At 61.7% G+C, this 19,736-nt stretch carries 16 protein-coding genes, 4 tRNA genes and 1 pseudogene; 15 read left to right on the top strand and 6 right to left on the bottom strand.

Annotated features, from left to right (window positions below; genetic code table 11):
- Positions 1–3: 3 nt before the first annotated feature.
- The gene (locus NP552_RS19945; protein WP_054915827.1) at positions 4–1,350 is read right to left on the bottom strand and encodes a class II 3-deoxy-7-phosphoheptulonate synthase; all 1,347 of its coding nucleotides are present in this window, start codon (positions 1,348–1,350) and stop codon (positions 4–6) included.
- A 128-nt stretch (positions 1,351–1,478) separates the two neighbouring features.
- On the opposite strand from NP552_RS19945, the gene NP552_RS19940 reads away from it, so the two are divergent.
- Both NP552_RS19940 and NP552_RS19935 read left to right on the top strand, forming a co-directional pair.
- On the top strand, positions 1,479–2,234 hold the full coding sequence (locus tag NP552_RS19940; protein WP_043862738.1) for a spermidine synthase: 756 nt from the start codon (positions 1,479–1,481) through the stop codon (positions 2,232–2,234).
- A gap of 322 nt (positions 2,235–2,556) precedes the next feature.
- A pseudogene (locus NP552_RS19935) lies at positions 2,557–4,258 on the top strand (DEAD/DEAH box helicase).
- Positions 4,259–4,363: 105 nt separating this feature from the next.
- On the opposite strand, the gene NP552_RS19930 reads toward NP552_RS19935, so the two are convergent.
- Positions 4,364–5,131, bottom strand: coding sequence for a DODA-type extradiol aromatic ring-opening family dioxygenase (locus tag NP552_RS19930; RefSeq protein WP_104572091.1), 768 nt, complete (start codon positions 5,129–5,131; stop codon positions 4,364–4,366).
- 104 nt (positions 5,132–5,235) lie between these two features.
- Here NP552_RS19930 and NP552_RS19925 point away from each other — a divergent pair, with 104 nt between their 5' ends.
- Positions 5,236–5,889 carry a thiopurine S-methyltransferase gene (locus NP552_RS19925; RefSeq protein ID WP_274097075.1) on the top strand — a complete coding sequence of 218 codons (654 nt, stop codon included), beginning with the start codon at positions 5,236–5,238 and terminating at the stop codon, positions 5,887–5,889.
- A 51-nt stretch (positions 5,890–5,940) separates the two neighbouring features.
- On the opposite strand, the gene htpX is transcribed toward NP552_RS19925, so the two are convergent.
- Positions 5,941–6,828: a protease HtpX gene (gene htpX / locus NP552_RS19920; protein WP_043862742.1), complete on the bottom strand. Its 888-nt coding sequence runs from the start codon at positions 6,826–6,828 to the stop codon at positions 5,941–5,943.
- Between the two features lie 203 nt (positions 6,829–7,031).
- Complete coding sequence (locus NP552_RS19915; protein WP_043862743.1) at positions 7,032–8,243, bottom strand: pyridoxal phosphate-dependent aminotransferase; 1,212 nt, start codon at positions 8,241–8,243, stop codon at positions 7,032–7,034.
- A gap of 165 nt (positions 8,244–8,408) precedes the next feature.
- On the opposite strand from NP552_RS19915, the gene msrB reads away from it, so the two are divergent.
- Entirely contained in the window at positions 8,409–8,804 is a 396-nt protein-coding gene (gene msrB, locus NP552_RS19910; protein ID WP_043862744.1) for a peptide-methionine (R)-S-oxide reductase MsrB, read from the top strand.
- Positions 8,805–8,830: 26 nt separating this feature from the next.
- A complete protein-coding gene (locus NP552_RS19905) occupies positions 8,831–9,319 on the top strand; it encodes a glutathione peroxidase (protein WP_043862745.1) in 489 nt (162 codons plus the stop codon).
- Here the strand turns inward: NP552_RS19905 and NP552_RS19900 are convergent.
- Complete coding sequence (locus NP552_RS19900; RefSeq protein WP_253087189.1) at positions 9,316–11,682, bottom strand: response regulator; 2,367 nt, start codon at positions 11,680–11,682, stop codon at positions 9,316–9,318. The genes NP552_RS19905 and NP552_RS19900 overlap by 4 nt on opposite strands.
- A 76-nt stretch (positions 11,683–11,758) precedes the next feature.
- On the opposite strand from NP552_RS19900, the gene NP552_RS19895 reads away from it, so the two are divergent.
- Positions 11,759–12,646: an ATP-binding protein gene (locus tag NP552_RS19895; RefSeq protein ID WP_058541064.1), complete on the top strand. Its 888-nt coding sequence runs from the start codon at positions 11,759–11,761 to the stop codon at positions 12,644–12,646.
- Positions 12,646–13,128, top strand: a complete 483-nt coding sequence (locus NP552_RS19890; RefSeq protein WP_054915824.1) for a GAF domain-containing protein — start codon at positions 12,646–12,648, stop codon at positions 13,126–13,128. Before NP552_RS19895 ends, NP552_RS19890 begins: the two co-directional genes overlap by 1 nt.
- Positions 13,129–13,203: 75 nt before the next feature.
- Here NP552_RS19890 and NP552_RS19885 read toward each other — a convergent pair whose 3' ends face one another.
- On the bottom strand, positions 13,204–13,971 hold the full coding sequence (locus NP552_RS19885) for a hypothetical protein (protein WP_043862749.1): 768 nt from the start codon (positions 13,969–13,971) through the stop codon (positions 13,204–13,206).
- Positions 13,972–14,304: 333 nt separating this feature from the next.
- On the opposite strand from NP552_RS19885, the gene NP552_RS19880 reads away from it, so the two are divergent.
- From NP552_RS19880 to asnB, 8 genes are all read left to right on the top strand, one after another.
- Positions 14,305–14,380: transfer RNA gene (locus NP552_RS19880), tRNA-Glu, on the top strand.
- 2 nt (positions 14,381–14,382) lie between these two features.
- Positions 14,383–14,458 (top strand) — tRNA-Gly (locus NP552_RS19875).
- Positions 14,459–14,560: 102 nt separating this feature from the next.
- Positions 14,561–14,636 (top strand) — tRNA-Glu (locus tag NP552_RS19870).
- A 3-nt stretch (positions 14,637–14,639) separates the two neighbouring features.
- Positions 14,640–14,715 (top strand) — tRNA-Gly (locus tag NP552_RS19865).
- Positions 14,716–15,064: 349 nt separating this feature from the next.
- Positions 15,065–15,898, top strand: a complete 834-nt coding sequence (locus tag NP552_RS19860; RefSeq protein ID WP_274097074.1) for an aldolase/citrate lyase family protein — start codon at positions 15,065–15,067, stop codon at positions 15,896–15,898.
- On the top strand, positions 15,899–17,422 hold the full coding sequence (locus NP552_RS19855) for a lipid II flippase MurJ (RefSeq protein ID WP_258659481.1): 1,524 nt from the start codon (positions 15,899–15,901) through the stop codon (positions 17,420–17,422).
- A gap of 1 nt (position 17,423) precedes the next feature.
- The gene (locus NP552_RS19850) at positions 17,424–17,978 is read left to right on the top strand and encodes a sugar transferase (RefSeq protein WP_258659480.1); all 555 of its coding nucleotides are present in this window, start codon (positions 17,424–17,426) and stop codon (positions 17,976–17,978) included.
- Position 17,979: 1 nt separating this feature from the next.
- Positions 17,980–19,734 (top strand): asparagine synthase (glutamine-hydrolyzing), encoded by a 1,755-nt coding sequence (asnB, locus tag NP552_RS19845; protein ID WP_043862899.1) that lies wholly within the window; start codon positions 17,980–17,982, stop codon positions 19,732–19,734.
- The last annotated feature ends 2 nt before the right edge of the window (positions 19,735–19,736 follow it).

Below are 19,736 nucleotides of genomic sequence, written 5' to 3'. Positions count from 1 at the left end.
GTGTCAGCGCCGTACCTGCTTGAGCGTTTCGGCGATCAGGAACGCCAGCTCCAGCGACTGGTCGGCGTTCATGCGCGGGTCGCAGTGGGTGTGGTAACGGTCCGACAGCGCGTCTTCGGTGATCGGCCGGGCGCCGCCGATGCATTCGGTGACGTTCTGACCGGTCATCTCGATGTGAATGCCACCGGCATGGCTGCCTTCGGCCTGGTGCACCTGGAAAAACTGCTTGACCTCGCCCAGGATCTGCGCGAAATCGCGGGTCTTGTAGCCGCTGCTGGCCTTGATGGTATTGCCGTGCATCGGGTCGGAGCTCCACAGCACCTTGCGCCCCTCGCGCTCGACGCTGCGGATCAGCCCCGGCAGGTGCTCGCCGACCTTGTTGGCCCCCATGCGCACGATCAGGTTGAGCCGGCCCGGGTCGTTGGCCGGGTTGAGGATGTCGATCAGGCGGATCAGCTCCTCGGTGTTCATGCTCGGGCCCACCTTGACCCCGATCGGGTTGTTCACCCCGCGCAGGAACTCCACGTGGGCGCCGTCCAGCTGACGGGTGCGATCACCGATCCAGAGCATGTGCGCCGAGCAGTCGAAGTAGTCGCCGGTCAGGCTGTCGCGCCGCACGAAGGCTTCCTCGTAGTTGAGCAGCAGCGCCTCGTGCGCGGTGAAAAAGCTGGTTTCGCGCAGTTGCGGCGAGCTGTCCATGCCGCAGGCGCGCATGAAGGCCAGGGTCTCGTCGATGCGGTCGGCCAGCTGGCTGTACTTTTCGGCCAGCGCCGAGTTGGCGATGAAGTCCAGGTTCCACTTGTGCACCTGGTGCAGGTCGGCGAAACCACCCTGGGCGAAGGCGCGCAGCAGGTTGAGGCTGGCGGTGGACTGGTGATAGGCCTGCAGCAGGCGCTCCGGGTCGGGCACGCGGCTGGCAGGGTCGAAGCCGATGCCGTTGACGATGTCGCCCCGGTAGGCCGGCAGGGTCACCTCGCCGATGGTTTCGTCATTGGACGAGCGCGGCTTGGCGAACTGCCCGGCCATGCGCCCCACCTTGACCACCGGGCAGCCGGCGGCAAAGGTCATGACGATGGCCATCTGCAGCAGCACCTTGAAGGTGTCGCGGATTTTCGCTGCCGAGAACTCGGCAAAGCTTTCGGCGCAATCGCCGCCCTGCAGCAGGAAGGCACGGCCTTCGGTCACTTCGGCGAACTGGCGGCGCAGCTCGCGCGCCTCGCCGGCGAACACCAGCGGCGGGTAGCTGGCCAGGGTCTGCTCGACCTTGAGCAGGTGCGCTGCATCGGGGTAGTGCGGTTGCTGCTGGATCGGCAGGGCACGCCAGCTATCGGGACTCCAGGGTTGGCTCATCACAGGCTCGGTTTCTATCGGAAAAGGGCTGTGAACATGCTAACACCTGGACCCTGCCTTGTTGCATCGCCTGTATTGACGGACAATGGTCGTTTTTGCTTGGGCACATGCAGGTGTCGGGAGAGAGCATGACAGAGGAACGGGTAGAGCGGCTGCTGGCGCAGGTGCACGACGAGTTCGGCACCATCAGCGTGCTGGAAGTCGAGGACTACCGCTTTCTCGAGTTTGGCGAGGCCATCGAGCAGAGCTGCGTATTCACTGCCGACCCGAGCTGGCTGGAGTACGACTATACCCGCGCCATGCTGGTGGGCGCGCTGTGCCACTGCGAGCCTGAAAGTGCGCTGTTTCTCGGCCTGGGTGCCGGTACCCTGACCCAGGCCTGCCTGAAGTTCCTGCCCCTGGAGGACGTGGAGGCCATCGAGCTGCGTCCCGAGGTGCCGCGCCTGGCCATCGAGTACCTGGGGCTGGACGATGATCCGCGCCTGTACATCCGCGTGGGTGATGCGGTCGAGCTGCTGGAGACGGCCGAGCCTGCCGACCTGATCTTCGTCGACCTCTACACCGACCACGGGCCCGGCGTCGGCCACCTGGCCTGGAAGTTTCTCGAAGACTGCCAGAAGCGCCTTAACCCCGGCGGCTGGCTGGTCATCAACCAGTGGGCCACCGATGACGGCAAGCCGTTGGGCGCTGCGCTGTTGCGCGGGCTGTATCACCGCCATTACTGGGAGCTGCCGGTGAAGGAGGGCAACGTCATCCTGCTGGTGCCCGCCGACCTCGACCAGACCCTCGACCGGGAGGCGCTCACCGCGCGCGCCCGGGCTCTTGAACCGCGCCTGGGCTACTCCCTGCAGCGCCTGATCGAGGTGATCCGACCGGCATCTTGAATAAAACGTTTCAGCTCCGGCCGCGCCGCCAACAGACGCGTGGGCCTCGATCATCGGCAAGGGCTGTCGATTCGAGGCCTCTGGGCTTCTCTTCCCTGTAAAAAAGTCTCACGCGATGCAGGAAATCGGGTATAGTACGCGCCGGTCTTTTACCGGACCTCGTTCAGGTAGTGCAATTCCCCGAAGCCAGCTTCGGCTGCGCGTCCGCACCGCGGACTCTGCCTTGACGTTCCTTTTTTTCTTCAATCGTTTTCGCAAATCCCCGCCGACAAAGCTGCCAGGGTGACCTTCGGGTCTTACAAGGCATGTGCAGCTTTGGAGCATGGGTCTTTGCGGATGCACTTAGAGGCAGACCCATGACCCAGGAAACCGGCGGCTTCGCCGCTCTCGATCTTCATCCAAGTATTGTTGCCGCCGTTATCGCCACTGGCTACGAAGAGCCATCGGCCATTCAGCAGCAATCGATCCCGATTATTCTTGCCGGTCATGACATGATCGGTCAGGCGCAGACAGGTACCGGTAAAACCGCTGCCTTCGCTCTGCCAATCCTGCACCGCATCGACCCGAGCAAGCGCGAGCCGCAAGCCCTGATCCTGGCGCCAACCCGTGAGTTGGCGCTGCAAGTAGCTACCGCATTCGAAACCTACGCCAAGCAGATGCCGGGCGTTACCGTGGTAGCGGTATACGGTGGTGCCCCGATGGGCCCACAACTCAAAGCAATCCGTAACGGCGCGCAGATCGTCGTCGCTACCCCTGGCCGTCTGTGCGACCACCTGCGTCGCGACGAGAAGGTGCTGGCTACCGTCAATCACCTGGTGCTCGACGAAGCTGACGAAATGCTCAAGCTGGGCTTCATGGACGACCTGGAAGTCATCTTCAAGGCCATGCCGGAAACCCGCCAGACCGTACTGTTCTCGGCCACCCTGCCGCAGTCGATCCGTGCGATCGCCGAGCGTCACCTGCGTGACCCGAAACACGTCAAGATCCAGACCAAGACCCAGACCGTGACTGCCATCGAGCAGGCACACCTGATGGTCCACGCCGACCAGAAGGTCTCGGCGGTACTGCGCCTGCTGGAAGTCGAAGAGTTCGATGCACTGATCGCCTTCGTACGTACCAAGCAAGCCACCCTGGACCTGGCCAGCGCCCTGGAAGCCAAAGGCTACAAGGCTGCCGCGCTCAACGGTGACATCGCCCAGAACCAGCGTGAGCGCGTCATCGACTCGCTCAAGGATGGTCGCCTGGACATCGTCGTCGCTACCGACGTCGCTGCCCGTGGTCTGGACGTACCGCGCATCACCCACGTGTTCAACGTCGACATGCCGTACGATCCGGAGTCCTACGTTCACCGTATCGGCCGTACCGGCCGTGCCGGTCGCGAAGGTCGTGCACTGCTGCTGGTCACCCCGCGTGAGCGCCGCATGCTGCAGGTGATCGAGCGTGTGACCGGCCAGAAGGTTGCCGAAGTTCGTCTGCCCAACGCCCAGGCCGTACTGGACGCGCGCATCAAGAAGCTCACCAACAGCCTCGCGCCGCTGGTTGCCGATGCAGAAGCTACCCACGGTGATCTGCTCGACCGCCTGACTGCCGACATCGGTTGCAGCCCGCGTGCCCTGGCCGCGGCCCTGCTGCGCAAGGCCACCAATGGCCAGGCGCTGACCCTGGAAGCCGTCGAGAAAGAGCAGCCGCTGGTGCCGACTTCGGCCCCGCGTGGTGATCGTCCTGCCGGTGAGCGCTCCGAGCGTGGCGAGCGTGAGCGTCGCGCGCCGATGCCACTGGGTGAAGGTCGTGCACGCTGCCGTACCGCGCTGGGTGCGCGTGACGGTATCGCGGCCAAGAACCTGCTGGGTGCGATCCTCAACGAAGGCGGCCTGGCCCGCGAAGCGATCGGTCGCATCCAGGTGCGCGACAGCTTCAGCCTGGTCGAGCTGCCGGAAGATGGCCTCGAGAAGCTGCTGACCAAGCTCAAGGACACTCGCGTTGCCGGCAAGCAGCTGAAGCTGCGTCGTTATCGCGAAGATTGATCTTCGAGTGAAATGAAAAATCCCCGACTGGTTCGGGGATTTTTTTTGCCTGGGCGGCCTGTTTCGCCTGTAGGGGCCGGCCTTGCCGGGGAAAGGGCTGCCGCCTCAGTCGAACCGATAGATATCCATTCCCAGTGCTCCCAGGGTAAAGCCCTGGTGCTCGATCGCGAACCGCTCGCCCGCGCCGCGGGCAAAGTACAGCGGCAGCAGGTGCTCGTCGCTCGGGTGGTTGCGCACCGCAAACGGCGCCTGCCGGCGATAGTCATGCAGGGCCGACATGTCGCCCGCAGCCAGCTTGTCGATCATCCAGTCGCGAAACGCCAGTGCCCAGGGCTCTACGCTCTCGGGGCCGGCATGCCAGTCGAGTTCGCGCAGGTTGTGGGTAATGCTGCCGGAGCCGATCAGCAGCACGCCTTCCTCGCGCAGGGCCGCCAGTGCCTGGCCTACCTGTTGCTGGTACGCCGGGCCGTGCTGGCTGGGCAGTGATACCTGCACCACCGGTATGTCCGCCGCCGGGTACATCAGCGACAGGGGCACCCACGCGCCATGGTCGAAAGGCCGCTTGGCGTCGAGTGTTGTGGGCAGCCCGGCTTCATTGAGCCGTTGCCTTACCTGTTCGGCGAGCTGTGGGTCGCCGGGGGCTGGGTACTGCACGGCATACAATGCGGCCGGAAAGCCGCCGAAGTCGTGCCAGGTGGGTGGGTGCGGGTTGCTTGTCACGCGCAGTTCGGTGGTTTCCCAGTGCGCAGACATCACGACGATCGCTCTGGGGCGCGGCAGTTGCGCCGCCAGGCGCGCAAGTGCCGGGCCGCTGGCACCCGGTTCCAGTGCCAGCATGGGAGAGCCATGGGAGATAAACAGGCTGGGCAGCATCGGGGTGGTCCTGAAGGTTAATATGCAGCCATCTTCAGGCAGATCATTGATCTAAATCTAATATAAGTTTTTGCGGTATTTAATCGAATTATCGAGGTAAGGTTATGCAGCCCGCGTTCTGGCACAACCGCTGGGAGAACGATCTGATCGGCTTTCACCAGCAGCAGGTCAACCCGTATCTGCAGCAGCATTGGCCCGCACTGGGCATTGCGCCTGGTGCCCGTGTACTGGTGCCGCTGTGCGGCAAGAGCCTGGACATGGCGTGGCTGGCCGCGCAAGGCCACGACGTGCTGGGGGTGGAGTTGTCCGAGCGGGCGGTGAAGGACTTTTTTTCCGAGCATGAGCGGGAGCCGCAGGTTTCGCAGCAGGGGGCCTTCACGGTCTACCGCAGCGAGGGCATCGAGTTGTGGTGTGGCGATTTCTTCGCACTGACCGCGGGTGACACGCGGGGCTGTACGGGCCTTTACGACCGTGCCGCGATCATCGCCTTGCCGCCTGCCATGCGCGAGCGGTATGTGGCGCATCTGCAGCAGCTCCTGCCGTCGCCTTGCAAGGGCCTGTTGATCACTCTGGACTACGATCAGGCGGTTACTGACGGTCCGCCTTTTGCCGTGCCCGATGAAGAGGTCGAGCGCCTGTTCGGCGAGCATTGGCAGTTGGCGATCGCCGCGCAGGACGACGTGTTGGCGCAGAGCCCCAGGTTCATCAAGGCGGGTGCTGATCGGCTGCTGGAGCGGGTGTACCGTCTGCAACGCTGAAATGAAAAAGGGCGACCCGTGGGTCGCCCTTCCTGTTTGCCTGGTGCTCGCTTAGCCGCGACGACGCAGGGCTTCGATACGATCTTCCAGCGGCGGGTGGCTCATCAGCAGCCCTGCCAGGCCCTGCTTCAGGCCACCATTGATGCCGAAGGCATTCAGGGTGTCAGGCATGTGCACAGGCACGCCCTGTTCAGAACGCAGGCGCTGCAGCGCGCCGATCATCGCGTTGGTGCCGGCCAGGCGGGCGCCGGCTTCGTCGGCGCGGAACTCGCGTTTGCGCGAGAACCACATGACGATGATGCTGGCCAGGATACCCAGGACCAGTTCGGCAACGATGGTCGCGATATAGTAGGCAATGCCCTGGCCTTCTTCGTTCTTGAAGATCACCTTGTCGACGAAGTTGCCGATGATGCGTGCGAAGAACATCACGAAGGTGTTGACCACACCCTGTACCAGCGCGAGGGTCACCATGTCGCCGTTGGCGACGTGGCCGATCTCGTGGGCCAGCACGGCGCGTACTTCATCACGCGAGAAACGCTCGAGCAGGCCCTGGCTGACCGCGACCAGCGCATCGTTGCGATTCCAGCCGGTAGCGAAGGCGTTGGCCTCGTAGGCCGGGAAGACACCCACCTCGGGCATCTTGATGCCTGCCTGGCGGGAAAGCTCTTCGACGGTCTGCAGCAGCCATTGCTCATGGTGGGTGCGCGGCTGGGTGATGATCTGGGTACCGGTGCTCATCTTCGCCATCCACTTGGAGATGAACAGCGAGATCAGCGAGCCGGCAAAGCCGAACACAGCGCAGAAAATCAGCAACTGGTCGAGCTTGAGGTCAACCCCGTTTGCCGCCATGAACCCGTTGAAGCCGAACAGGCTCAGGGTGATGCTGGCAATCAGCACGACCGCAAGGTTGGTGGCCACAAACAGCAAAATGCGCATCATGGTTGTTACGTTCTCCTGACGGATAGAAAGCTTGCGTATGCGGGGTATATAAGGTGCGCGCTCCGTGTATTCAACCGGGCGACTATTTCAAACTGTGTACTTGTGCGGGCAGGCGCGGAGAATGCCAGGTGCGCGAGCCAGAGCGGCAGGCTTGAGGTTGGCCCGTGGCCTGCGCCAGGGCTGGCGCAGGCAGGCATTCGGGCTTACTGCTGGTAGGTCTTGAGGAAATTGCCGATGCGACCGATCGCCTGCTCCAGGTCATCGACACGTGGCAGGGTCACGACGCGGAAGTGGTCGGGCCACGGCCAGTTGAAGGCGGTGCCTTGCACGATCAGCAGTTTTTCCGACAGCAGCAGGTCGAGGGCGAACTTTTCGTCGTTGAAGATCGGGCAGACCTTCGGGTCGATGCGCGGGAAGGCATACAGGGCGCCCATCGGCTTGACGCAGCTGACCCCTGGAATGTCGTTGAGCAGCTCCCAGGTGCGGTTGCGCTGCTCCAGCAGGCGACCTGGCGGCAGCACCAGGTCATTGATGCTCTGGTAGCCGCCCAGTGCGGTCTGGATGGCGTGCTGGCTCGGCACGTTGGCGCACAGGCGCATGTTGGCCAGCATGTCGATGCCTTCGATATAGCTCTGGGCGTGCTGCTTGGGCCCGGACAACGCCAGCCAGCCGGAGCGGAAGCCCGCCACCCGGTACGACTTGGACAGGCCGTTGAAGGTCAGGCAGAGCAGGTCGGGGGCCAGCGAGGCGGTGCAGATGTGCACGGCATCGTCGTACAGGATCTTGTCGTAGATCTCGTCGGAGAACACCACCAGGTTGTGTTGGCGGGCGATTTCCAGCATGCCCAGCAGCAGCTCGCGCGAGTACACCGCGCCAGTGGGGTTGTTCGGGTTGATGATCACCATGGCCTTGGTGTTGGGGGTGATCTTGGCCTTGATGTCGGCAAGGTCGGGGAACCAGTCGGCCTGCTCGTCGCACAGGTAGTGCACCGGGTTGCCGCCGGCCAGGCTCACCGCAGCGGTCCACAGCGGGTAGTCCGGGGCCGGGATCAGCACCTCGTCGCCGTTGTTGAGCAGGGCCTGCATCGACATCACGATCAGCTCGGACACGCCGTTGCCCAGGTAGATGTCCTCGATGCCGACACCTTCGACCTGCTTCTGCTGGTAGTACTGCATCACCGCCTTGCGCGCGCTGAACAGGCCCTTGGAGTCGCTGTAGCCCTGGGCGGTGGGCAGGTTGCGGATCACATCCTGGAGGATCTCGTCGGGCGCCTCGAAACCAAAGGGCGCCGGGTTGCCGATGTTCAGCTTGAGGATGCGGTGGCCTTCCTCCTCCAGGCGTTTGGCGTGCTTGAGCACCGGGCCGCGAATGTCGTAGCAGACATTGGCGAGCTTGTTCGATTTGCTGACCTGCATGATGTGATCCCGATTAGAAAAGATCGCCGCGCATTGCGCTGTGAAAACGTTTGAAATGCGTGTAACGCGGGTGCCAGACTGACGTCTGATGAGGCGCAATAATACGTGCCACCCGCGTTGTCGAAAAGACGCAGTGCGGGGTTTTTAATTCAGCGAGGCCTGGTGATGGAAAAGATCGAGAAAACCCTGGAAGAATGGCGTGCGATGCTCGACCCCGAGCAGTACAACGTGTGTCGCCTGAAGGGCACCGAGCGCCCGTTCAGCGGCAAGTACAACAGCACCCGCACCGATGGCGTCTACCATTGCATCTGCTGCAACAAGCCGCTGTTCGATTCCAGAGCCAAGTTCGACTCCGGCTGCGGCTGGCCCAGCTTCTACGAGCCTATCGCCGACAACGCGATGGTCGAGATCCGCGATACCTCACATGGCATGATTCGCACCGAAGTCACCTGCGCCACTTGCGATGCCCACCTGGGCCATGTGTTTCCCGACGGCCCGCCGCCCACCGGTCTGCGCTACTGCATCAACTCGGTGTGCCTTGACCTGGTGCCGCGACAGTAACCCACCCGAACGCAGGAGACGCGGTCATGGCCGACAACAGTTTGCTCAATATTCCCTGCACCACCCTGCGGGGCGAGCAGAAAACCCTGGCGGATTACCCGGCAAGGGCGGTGCTGGTGGTCAATACCGCCAGCCAGTGCGGGTTCACGCCACAGTACAAGGGCCTGGAGTCGCTATGGCAGCGCTATCGCGAGCGCGGCCTGGTGGTGTTGGGCTTTCCCTGCAACCAGTTCGGCAAGCAGGAGCCGGGCGATGAGCTGGCGATATCGCAGTTCTGTGAAGCCAACTTTGGCGTGAGCTTTCCCCTGTTCAGAAAGGTCGAGGTCAATGGGGCGGGCGCGCATCCCCTGTTCGCCGCGCTCAAGCAGAGGGCTCCCGGCCTGTTCGGTTCGCAGGCGATCAAGTGGAATTTCACCAAGTTCCTGGTCGATCCGCAGTCGGGTGCCGTGAGCCGTTATGCGCCCAGCACCAAGCCCGAGGCGCTGGCGGGCGATATCGAAAAGCTGCTGCGCTAGGTTTCAGGGGCTGTTGGCGGCACCCAGTGATCGATCAGCGCCAGCAACTCTTCGCGGCGAAAGGGTTTGGCCAGGTAGTCGTTCATGCCTGCCGCCCGGCAGCGTTCGCGCTCCTCGGGCATGGCGTTGGCGGTAAGTGCCACGATGGGCAGGTCGGGCCAGCGTCCGCTCTGGCGTATGCGCCGGCTGGCCTCGTAGCCGTCCATCACCGGCATGTTGCAGTCCATCAGCACCAGGTCGAAGGCGGCTTGCTCCAACTGCTCCAGGGCCTCCCCGCCGTGGGCGGCCACGATCACCTCGCAGCCCAGCTTGCCCAGCATGCCCTTGGCGACCAGCTGGTTCACCGGGTTGTCTTCCACCAGCAGGATGCGGGCACGTCGCTCGCTGGTCGGGGTGCCCGCCTGGGCGATCGGGCCTGCATCGTCACTGCCCTGCAGAATGCGCTGCAAGGTCTGGTACAGGGCGTTGCGGGCCAGCGGGCGGGCCTGCTGCTGCAGCGGCGCCAGCTGGGCGGCTTCTTCCCCCGGCAGGAAGTTGCCATAGGCGGTCACCAGCAGGATTGGCGCCTTGAGTGACGGACGCAGGCCGAACAGGCCATCCAGGTTGTCGGTGACCAGCAGGTCGGGCTCCAGGTCGACCAGGCTGTCGATACTGTCATGGCGCGAGTACGTCAGCCCCCAACGTGGCAGCAGGCTCTGCAGCAGTTCGGCAAGGCCGCTGCTGGCGCTGCTGATCGCCACCACCTTACCGCGCAGGGGAGCGGGTGCAATCGCCGGGGTGTGGGAGGCCAGCGGCAGCTCGACACTGAACTGGCTGCCGAAGCCAGCTTCCGAACTGATGCTCAGGCGCCCCTGCATGGCTTCGCAAAGGTTGCGGGTCAGCGCCAGGCCCAGGCCGGTGCCGCCATACTGGCGGGTAATACCGGCACCGGCCTGGGTGAAAGGCTGAAAGATCCTGACCTGGGCTTCCAGCGGGATGCCGATGCCCGTGTCGCAGACTTCCAGGCGCACGCCGCCGGGGTAGGTGCCCAGGCGAACGTCGACACGCCCGAAACGGGTGAACTTGAGCGCATTGGACAGCAGGTTGCTGACGATCTGGCGCACCCGCGTGGGGTCACCCAGCACGCTGCTGGGAAACTGCGGATCGATCAGGCAGGTCAGCTCCACGCTGGGCGCCGCGTTCTGCGACAGCAGGTTGGCGGTGTCTTCCACCAGGGCGCCGAGGTCGAAGGGGATGCGCTCCAGCTCCAGCTGGCCGGCGTCGAACTTGGACAGGTCGAGAATATCGTTGAGCAGTTCCACCAGTACCTTGCCCGAGTCGTGGGCGATGGACAGCTGCTGGCGTTGTTCGGCGTTGAGCGGGCTGTCCAGCGACAGCGCGATCATGCCCAGCAGGCCATTGAGCGGGGTGCGGATCTCGTGGCTCATGTTGGCCAGGAATGCGGCACGGGCCTGGGCCATGTCCAGTGCTCGGCGTCGCGCCTGCTCCAGTTCCTCGTTGGACTGGCTCAGGCGGGTGTTGCTGGACTTGAGTTCGTTGGTACGGGCCGAAACGATGTTTTCCAGCTCGTTGAGGTAGTCGGTCAGGCGGTTTTCGGCGTTGCGCCGCTGCTGGATCTCGGTGGCCATGCTCACGAACTGCTGGTTGGCGACCTTGACCAGCACGCCGATCTCGTCCTGTTCGTGACCGGGCGGGAAGGCCAGCTTGTTCTGGTTGGGCGCGCGCGCATTGCTGTTGCTCAGGGCGCTGATCACCCGCACCAGCGGCTTGGTCAACATGAAATAGAACAGTGCCAGCAGGATGCCGGTCAGCACCAGGCTGCGCACGAACCCGTTGAGCAGCGTTACTTCGGCCCGCTTCAGAAAGCGGCTGCCGAAGGCGAAGGTGTCGACTTCAAGATACAGGGTGCCGAGGTATTCGCTGGGCATCTGGTCGAGCATCAGGCGATCCTGGAACTGCCGGCTCTGGCCGAAGAGAAAATCACTCAATACCCGATAGCTGCTTTGTTCGCGCGGGCGCTGCACATCGGACAACACGCTGTCGGTGTTGTCGATCAGGCGCGCACGGGTGATGGCGGGGGATTTGAGCAGGCCCAGGGTCAGTTCGTTGGCCAGTTCCGCATCGAGGTTGTAGGCAATGCGCGAGGCAGGGTTGTGGCTGATTTGCAGCAGTGCCTGCATCTCGCGATTGATAGAGGCGTCTTCGCTGGCATAATCGATGCCGATCTGGATGAGACTGAGCAATGTTCCCAGGATGAAACCGACCAGGACCGTCAGCCGGGCTTGCTTGTAAGACAGGCGATTGGTGAACTTGATATCCATGTATCCCGAGCCAGTTCCACTTTCCGTGCGCTGCGCAAGCATAGCCGATCACCCCCGGTAGCTGGCAGGTACTGTCGCACATTCAGGCTTCCCCAAGAATCTGTGTCGAGGACATAACGTGGACTCTCGCTTGAATGCTTTCCTGGAGCGCGCCGAATCGGTATTGGCGCGTCTGGAGCCGCTGCTGCCGGCATTGCGCCCCAGCATCGATTGGACCCAGTGCCTGGCTGCCCGTTGGCAGCGCGAAGGGCGCAGCGGTTTTCTGCTGCCGCTCGAGGTCAGCCTGGACATGCGCCTGACCGACCTGATCGGTGTCGACAGGCAGCGTGAACAACTGGGCCGCAATACCCGCCAGTTCATCGACGGCATGCCGGCCAATCACGCGCTGCTGTGGGGCTCGCGCGGCACCGGCAAGTCGTCGCTGGTGCGTGCCTTGCTGGCAGAGTACGCCCCACAGGGGCTGCGCCTGATCGAGATCGAGCGTGACCACCTGGCGGACCTGCCGCGGGTGGTGGAACAACTGCACAAACTGCCACAGCGTTTCGTGCTGTTCTGCGATGACCTGTCGTTCGAGGCCGGGGAGGGCGACTACCGCGTGCTCAAGAGCGTGCTGGACGGCTCTCTCGAGCAGGCGCCGGACAACGTTCTGCTGTATGCCACCTCCAACCGTCGGCACCTGGTGCCGGAAAAGCAGAGCGACAACGAGAACTGGAAGATGGTCGACGGCGAGCTGCACCCCAGCGAGGCCGTCGAGGACAAGATTGCCCTGTCGGACCGCTTTGGTCTGTGGCTGTCGTTCTACCCGTTCACCCAAGAGCACTTCCTTGATGTGGTCGAGCACTGGATCACCCAGTTGGCGCTGGCGCCAGGTCTGGTCTGGGCGCGGGATGAAGAGCTGGACAAGGCCGCGATCCGCTGGGCAACCGGCCGCGGCAATCGCAATGGCCGCTGCGCCTATCAATTTGCCCGCTATTGGGTGGGCCTGAAACTGCTGGAGCAACAGTAATGATCGATTTGAATGCAGTGGGGGGCGGCCAGTGCGGCTATGACCTGCTGGCGGCGCAGCTGGAGGCACTACTGGACGGGGAGCGGGATTTCATTGCCAACGCTGCGCAGCTTTCCGCCTTTCTGTACAGCCAGGTCGAAGACCTGAACTGGGCAGGTTTCTACCTGGCGCGCGGTGAAGAGCTGGTGCTGGGGCCGTTTCAGGGGCAGGTTGCGTGTGTACGCATCCCGTTCGGGCGCGGGGTGTGCGGGGCTGCGGCGGCTACACGCCAGACCCAGCGTGTGGAGGATGTGCATGCCTTCCCGGGGCATATTGCCTGTGACAGCGCCTCCAACAGCGAGTTGGTGATCCCTCTGGTCAAGGACGGTGCGCTGATCGGCGTGCTGGACCTGGACAGCCCTGTACTTGCACGCTTTGGTGAGCAGGATCAGGCCGGGCTGGAGCGTCTGGCGCGGATTTTCCTGGATTCGACGGACTGCTGAGGCGGGTAGAGGCGTTGCGCCCATTCGCCAGCAAGGCTCCTGTCGGGAGCTGCTGGCGAATGGGTTGTGTTGCAATCAGTCGTAGATGACTTTCTTCTTCCAGTCTTCTTCGGTGTCGGACTTCAGCCCTTCGGTCAGTGGGTTGACCTCGTCTTCGGTTGGCTGGTTCTGGCTCAGTACCATGGCGTTGGCGCGTGCCAGCAGTTTGTCCATATAGTCGAGCTGCTCGCGGTAGAGCACCGGATCAGGTTGCTTGCGCAGGTACTGCACGCCCCGTTCGAACGCCAGGCGGGCCTGCCCCGGCTGGTTCTGCTGCAGCGCATGCTGCCCTAGGTTGTTGAAGAACTCGATGTGCAGCAGCACCAGGATATGGCGAATTTCCTTTACCCAGTACTTGGCTTCGTTGGTCGGCAGGAAGCCTTCCTGGGAGGCGCGCACCACCTGGCTGTGCAGGGCTTCGAGCAGAAAGCGTACATCCTTGGCACGGGCTTCGGTCTGGATCGGGCCGGGAGGGTTGTTCACCGGTATGCCATCGCCCAGGGCAATCAGGCCCTGGAGCTCGCTGATGCGTGCCTGGATTTCACGGTTGTGCTTGTCCAGGGCCAGGCGGCGCTGGTTCAGGTTCAGTTCGAGGCGGGTCAGCAGCAGCTTGAGTGCCGGGGTCATCAACTGGCCGGGGAAGGTTTCGGTGATTTCGCCACAACGACGCAAGCGGTCGGCCAGCTCGATCTTGAGACGGGCTCGTTCCAGCTTGTTGCTCTCGACTACATTGTTCAGGTAGCCAATCACGATCAAGAGTGCGATACCCGCTACTATAAGCAGGGTGATCAGAAGTGGTGTCACCGTTAACGCCTCATACAGGAAGGTTTGCCGTTTGAGTGTAGTGGCTTCGCTTTTGCCCGGATAGAGCTGTTTGGCAGTTGAGCAGGGCGGATTGCTGGCATTTTGCCTTAAGGTGCCGCCAGCACTGGGCCGCGTCGCGTATGTGCGTCAGAAAATAATCGTCAAGGCTCAGGCGCGCTGCGGCCTCCGTGGCAGCGTAAAGCAGGGCGAAGTCATTGATTTAAATAAATTTATATCTAGGGGTTGACGACTTCTCAAAGCACCCCTAGAATGCGCGCCACTTGCAGCGTAAAGCACACAGCGAAACGCGGCAGGGAGTGAATGTTGTAGTGTGTCCCCTTCGTCTAGTGGCCTAGGACACCGCCCTTTCACGGCGGTAACAGGGGTTCGAGTCCCCTAGGGGACGCCATTGCGGGAATAGCTCAGTTGGTAGAGCACGACCTTGCCAAGGTCGGGGTCGCGAGTTCGAGTCTCGTTTCCCGCTCCAATTTTAAGCAGCTTTGCTTCAGGGCAGGGCTGAGTGAAACCAGAAAGCATCTTCGGGTGTATTTCTGGAACTGAAACACTATACCATGGTGTTTCAGGCAGTGTCCCCTTCGTCTAGTGGCCTAGGACACCGCCCTTTCACGGCGGTAACAGGGGTTCGAGTCCCCTAGGGGACGCCATTTGCGGGAATAGCTCAGTTGGTAGAGCACGACCTTGCCAAGGTCGGGGTCGCGAGTTCGAGTCTCGTTTCCCGCTCCAAATTCAAAGAAAACGCCGTTCGTATGAACGGCGTTTTTTTTTGTCTCGATTAAAGTTCTTTTTTCGCAACTCTGTAGGAAGGTGCTCCGATGCAGGTGGTGCGGGGCTGTCCGACACTTCGGATTGAGGTAGAATGCCGCTCTTATTTGTCGGTCGTGCGAACTTGCTCTGGTTGATTCTCAGCCCCCTCGATGCAGGTGAAGCCGATCACCCCGACAGGTGCCCGCTGCTTGTCCTGCGCCTGTTTGTTCACTCGAAAGATTAATGGACTTAATCATAGCGTCGAAAATCGTGGCCTCTATTTTCATATAGATCAGGCTAAACCCATTACTGGCACAAGGGAGCCTTAATGAAGCTTCTCATGATCACCAACTGCCCGCAGATGGCAGGCTTCGCTGTCGAGAATGGTGTAGACCGCATTTTCGTGGACACGGAAATCACTGGCAAAGAGGCACGTCAGGGCCACCTGAACACAGTTATCAGCAAGCACACCCTCGATGACGTGCGGCGCGTCAGGCCCGCCGTGCCGTCAGGTCGTTTGCTTGTGCGCATAAATCCTGTCCACGAAGGCAGCCAGGCCGAGATCGATCAGGCTATTGATGCAGGGGCCGATATCCTGATGCTTCCCATGTTCAGGGGGCCTGACGAAGTTCGCACGTTCACTCAGGCGGTACGGGGCAGGGTGCGCTGCAGTCTGCTGGTCGAGACAGTGGGTGCTGCTGCAACGCTGGCAGAATGTGTGCGGGTGCCGGGCGTGGACGAGGTGCATATCGGTCTGAACGACCTTCACCTCGAACAGGGGCTGGACTTCATGTTCGAGCTGGTAGCCAACGGCACGGTAGATGGTCTGGCGGCGGTACTGCGCGATGCCGGCCTGCCGTTCGGTATCGGTGGTCTTGCGCGGGTGGGTGACGGCATGCTGCCGGCCGAATTGCTGGTGGCGGAACATGCACGGCTTGGCTCCAGCGCGGCAATTCTGTCCAGAGCCTTCCATCGCAATGCCTCCTCGGTGGAACAGATCCGGGCCGAGATGGATTTTGCAGGCGAAGTGCAGAAGTTACGCGACGTCTATGAGCACTATCGATACGCAGCACCGGAGCAGTTGCAAGCCGCTCATGCTAGCGTGCAGACGGGTGTGCAGGCGATTGTCGCCGCGATCCGGGCTCGTCGGGTGAATGGTTGAATGACGTCGCCAGGACAGCGTAGTTTGTTGAGCGCAGGGCTGTTCCTGAGTCTGGCATTGATGGCTGGGCGTCTGGCTGGCTTCGGGCGCGAGGTGTTGCTGGCATCATCATTGGGATTGTCCGAGCAGGCCGATATCGCCATCGTGCTGTTGACGGTGCCTGATCTGCTGGTAAACCTCCTGCTTTCCGGTGGCATCGGTGTGGCTCTGGTCCCGGCGCTGCGCGCGGCAAGCCCGGCACAGGCTGCGGCCCTTTTCAGGCAGGCTTCGCTGGCATTTGGCGCCTTGTTCGCAGTGTTCGGCCTGTGTTTTGCGTTGCTGCCGGGATTGTGGTTTTGGCTGTTCGCGCCAGGCTTGCAAGCGCCCACGCAATGGCTGGACAGCTGGATGATCTATGCCATTGCGCTGGCGATCCCGCTTGCCGCGCTCTCTGGCGTCAGCACAGCAGCACTCAACGCCCGTGACCGTTTCTTCGTGGCCGGGTGCGGCACGCTATTCTTTAATCTGAGCATCATTGCCGCGTTACTGATGGCCATGTTCTGGTCCAGAAGTTACCTGTCGTTGCTCTGCGCGGGCATCCTGGCAGGAGCGCTGCTGCGCTGGGTCAGTCAGTGGATTGCGCTGCGTGGAGGCGCACCACGGGTAATGCAGGCACATCATGGTCTGCTGCTTGACCGTCGTCTGATACAGGGCTTTGTCGCCGGGCTGGCTTCGGCATCGTTGCTGATTCTGGTGCCGGTGGCTTTGCGTGCAGGGGCCAGTTGGCTGGGCAAGGGGGAACTGGCGGCGTTCAACTATGCAATAAAGCTGGTCGAGTTGCCGCTGGGCATCCTGATCACCACCTTGGCCACCGTGGCATTTCCACGCCTGAGTGAGGCTCACGATCACAACGACGCGACGGCCTTCGACGGTATCCTGAAGTCGGGCCTGCAGCGCGCGCTGGTGTTGTCTTTCGCCGTTGTGCTGTGCGGAATACCGTTTGTCGATGCGGTGGTGGCGATACTCTTTGGTGCGGGGCGTGTCGGTGTCGATGGGCTGGCGCACATCACCAGTCTGACCCAGATCGCCCTGCTGAGTGTACCGTGGGTGGGCATTGCCAGCCTGGCGGCAGCGGCACTCAACGCGCGCAGGCTGCCGGCGCAGGTGCTGCGCCGAACTGCCCTGATCATGCTGGTGTTCCCATTGTTGTGCCTGCCAGGGTTGCTGATGGCCGACCCCATCGCGCTGATGGGGGCACTGCCGGTGTTTCATTGCATCCTGGCGATCAGCCTTATGCAGGCCTTGGGCCGCGAAGGCGTGCGGTCTGCTGGTGCGCAGTTGTATAGAGTTTTGAGCTGTTTGTTCGCCATCGGCGGTGTCGCTGTCGTCGGCTGGCTCACTGACGTTCTGGTAGTGAAACCATTTGCCGTGCTGTTGCCCGGTTCCCTTGATATTTGGCGCGTGCTGCTCGCGGGTGGGGTCTTTGCTGGCGCAGTGGCTGCGGGTCTATTGGTGTTGCGCTTTGCAGACAGGCGTGGGAGATAACGTGAAAAGGCTTTTTGACTTGTTCTGTGCTGGTGGGGCTATCGTGGTGTTGTCGCCGATTTTACTCGGGGTCGCGGCAGTCATCTATTTCTCCGACTTCGGACCAGTGCTGTTCAAGCAGCGAAGGGTCGGGCGTGCAGGGCGTGAGTTTTTCATCTACAAGTTCCGAAGCATGGTGCTCAACGCCGAGAGTCTCGGCGGGTTCTCCACTGCAGAAGGCGATCCGCGGATCACCCGGGTCGGTCGGTTCATTCGGCGTACAAGCCTTGATGAACTGCCGCAGTTGTTCAATGTATTGCTGGGTGACATGAGCGTGGTCGGGCCACGTCCGGATGTGCCCGCGCAGCGCCCGCTATACACGGAAGAAGAGTGGCGCCTGCGACATAGTGTGCGACCAGGTATCACCGGGCTTGCGCAGGCGACATTGCGTTCGGCTGCAACCGAGCAGCAGCGCAAGCAATTGGATCTGCAATATGCCCAAGAGGCGTCGCTGATGAAGGACCTTGAAATCATCATGCTGACGTTCAAACAGGTTTTCGGAAAAGGCGGCAACTGAAATGTGCGGAATTTTTGGATATTTTAATCGCCGGGGCAAGTCGCTGGCCCCTGACACGGTGCGGTCGATGGGAGAGTCGATTCGTCATCGCGGACCAGATGATCAGGGTGTATTCAGTGCTCCGGGTGTGGCACTGGGCAATCAGCGCCTGTCCATCATCGACCTGGCTGGTGGGCATCAGCCGTTCATTTCCGATGACCAGAACATCGTCGTTGTACAGAATGGTGAAATATTCAATCACCTTGAGCTGGCGCAGGAGCTGGAAGGCACCCCTTACGCTTGTCGCACGCATTCGGACACCGAGGTGCTGCTGCGCCTTTACGAGCGTGAAGGTATTGCCTTTGTCGAGAAACTCAATGGGATGTTCGCCATCGCCATCTACGATGCCCGCGAGCAGGCGCTGTACCTGGTGCGTGATCGCATCGGGGTAAAGCCCCTGTATGTACACGATGATGGCGAGCAGATCACCTTTGCGTCGGAGATCAAGTCGGTGCTCAAGGCTGGCATGCCACATCCGCCAATGGACGAAGAGGCTTTGCACCACTACCTCACGTTCAACTACGTGCCGGCGCCGTTCACTTTGTATCAGGGTGTGCGTCATTTGATGCCGGGTCACCTGATGAAGATCACCTCGCAGGGTGTCGAGGTGTCGTGCTGGTGGGACCTTGCGGCGGTCCAGCCCGTTCACGGACGCAGCGAGGAGGAATGGATCGAAGAATTCAACGCCATTTTGGACGACGCCGTGCGCTTGCGGCTGCGTTGCGATGTGCCGTTCGGTGCGTTTCTTTCCGGCGGCGTTGATTCGAGCACCGTCGTTGGCTTGATGGCTCGACACATGACCGATCCGGTGAAGACCTTTTGTATCGGTTTCGACGACCCGCGCTACGATGAGTCAGCCTACGCGCAGGAAGCTGCCGAGCGTTTTGGGGCCGAGCACGTCATGGAGCGAGTAGAGCCTGACATGCTTGATCTGTGGCCAATGGCTACCTATCACTGCGACCAGCCCCACGGGGATGTTTCATTCCTGCCCACCTATCGCGTTTCAGCGTTGGCCGCCAAACATGTGAAGGTAGTGCTGACCGGTGATGGCGGCGACGAACTGTTTGCCGGTTATGATAAACATCGAGATTTCTTCGCGCGTCCTGAAGCGGCCACCTGGTCCGACGAAGAGTTTCAACGCAACTATTTCGACAGTATTTCGCTGTTTACCCACCACGGTAAACAGGCCTTGTACACGCCGGAGCGCGCGGCGCGGTTAGAAGCAATCGATTCCTTCGACGTAGCAGCGCCTTACTTCAAGGCGGTGGCGCACCAGGACCGAATCAACCAGGCCTTGTATCTGGACATGCAATTGCTGCTTTCGGGCAATAATCTAGTCAAGCCCGACCGAATGGGCATGGCCGTGTCGCTCGAAGCGCGTACGCCTTTCCTGGACTACCGCATGATGGAGTTCGCCTTCCGCATGCCGGGTTCGCTCAAGCTCAAGGACGGCATCACAAAGTATCTGTACAAAAAAGCGGTCGCGCCGCTGATCGGCGATAACCTGGCCTACCGCAAGAAGCAGATGTTCACGGTGCCAGTCGGCGAGTGGTTCAAGACCACCAAAGCGGATTACTGTCGTGAAAACATGCCTGTCGGAGTGTTTGACCAGGCAGCGATGTCCCGCATGAACGAGGCGCATATTTCAGGTGAGGAGAACAGGACGCGGGAAATTCGTGCGCTTATTGCTTTGAGCCATTGGCAGAAGAACTGCTAGGA

The sequence above is a fragment of the Pseudomonas sp. 8209 genome (assembly GCF_028682105.1).
GTDB classification, from domain to species: domain Bacteria; phylum Pseudomonadota; class Gammaproteobacteria; order Pseudomonadales; family Pseudomonadaceae; genus Aquipseudomonas; species Aquipseudomonas palmensis.
This window is presented reverse-complemented; position numbering and strand designations above follow the sequence as displayed.

What these genes read in the sequence shown, in the direction of transcription:
- NP552_RS19915 (WP_043862743.1), bottom strand. Translation starts at nt 8,243, where the DNA reads ATGCAGGTCAGCAAATCGAACAAGCTCGCCAATGTCTGCTACGACATT.
- NP552_RS19890 (WP_054915824.1), top strand. Translation starts at nt 12,646, where the DNA reads ATGATCGATTTGAATGCAGTGGGGGGCGGCCAGTGCGGCTATGACCTG.
- NP552_RS19860 (WP_274097074.1), top strand. Translation starts at nt 15,065, where the DNA reads ATGAAGCTTCTCATGATCACCAACTGCCCGCAGATGGCAGGCTTCGCT.
- NP552_RS19930 (WP_104572091.1), bottom strand. Translation starts at nt 5,131, where the DNA reads ATGCTGCCCAGCCTGTTTATCTCCCATGGCTCTCCCATGCTGGCACTG.
- NP552_RS19945 (WP_054915827.1), bottom strand. Translation starts at nt 1,350, where the DNA reads ATGAGCCAACCCTGGAGTCCCGATAGCTGGCGTGCCCTGCCGATCCAG.
- NP552_RS19900 (WP_253087189.1), bottom strand. Translation starts at nt 11,682, where the DNA reads ATGCTTGCGCAGCGCACGGAAAGTGGAACTGGCTCGGGATACATGGAT.
- NP552_RS19940 (WP_043862738.1), top strand. Translation starts at nt 1,479, where the DNA reads ATGACAGAGGAACGGGTAGAGCGGCTGCTGGCGCAGGTGCACGACGAG.
- msrB (WP_043862744.1), top strand. Translation starts at nt 8,409, where the DNA reads ATGGAAAAGATCGAGAAAACCCTGGAAGAATGGCGTGCGATGCTCGAC.
- NP552_RS19925 (WP_274097075.1), top strand. Translation starts at nt 5,236, where the DNA reads ATGCAGCCCGCGTTCTGGCACAACCGCTGGGAGAACGATCTGATCGGC.
- NP552_RS19855 (WP_258659481.1), top strand. Translation starts at nt 15,899, where the DNA reads ATGACGTCGCCAGGACAGCGTAGTTTGTTGAGCGCAGGGCTGTTCCTG.
- NP552_RS19905 (WP_043862745.1), top strand. Translation starts at nt 8,831, where the DNA reads ATGGCCGACAACAGTTTGCTCAATATTCCCTGCACCACCCTGCGGGGC.
- htpX (WP_043862742.1), bottom strand. Translation starts at nt 6,828, where the DNA reads ATGATGCGCATTTTGCTGTTTGTGGCCACCAACCTTGCGGTCGTGCTG.
- asnB (WP_043862899.1), top strand. Translation starts at nt 17,980, where the DNA reads ATGTGCGGAATTTTTGGATATTTTAATCGCCGGGGCAAGTCGCTGGCC.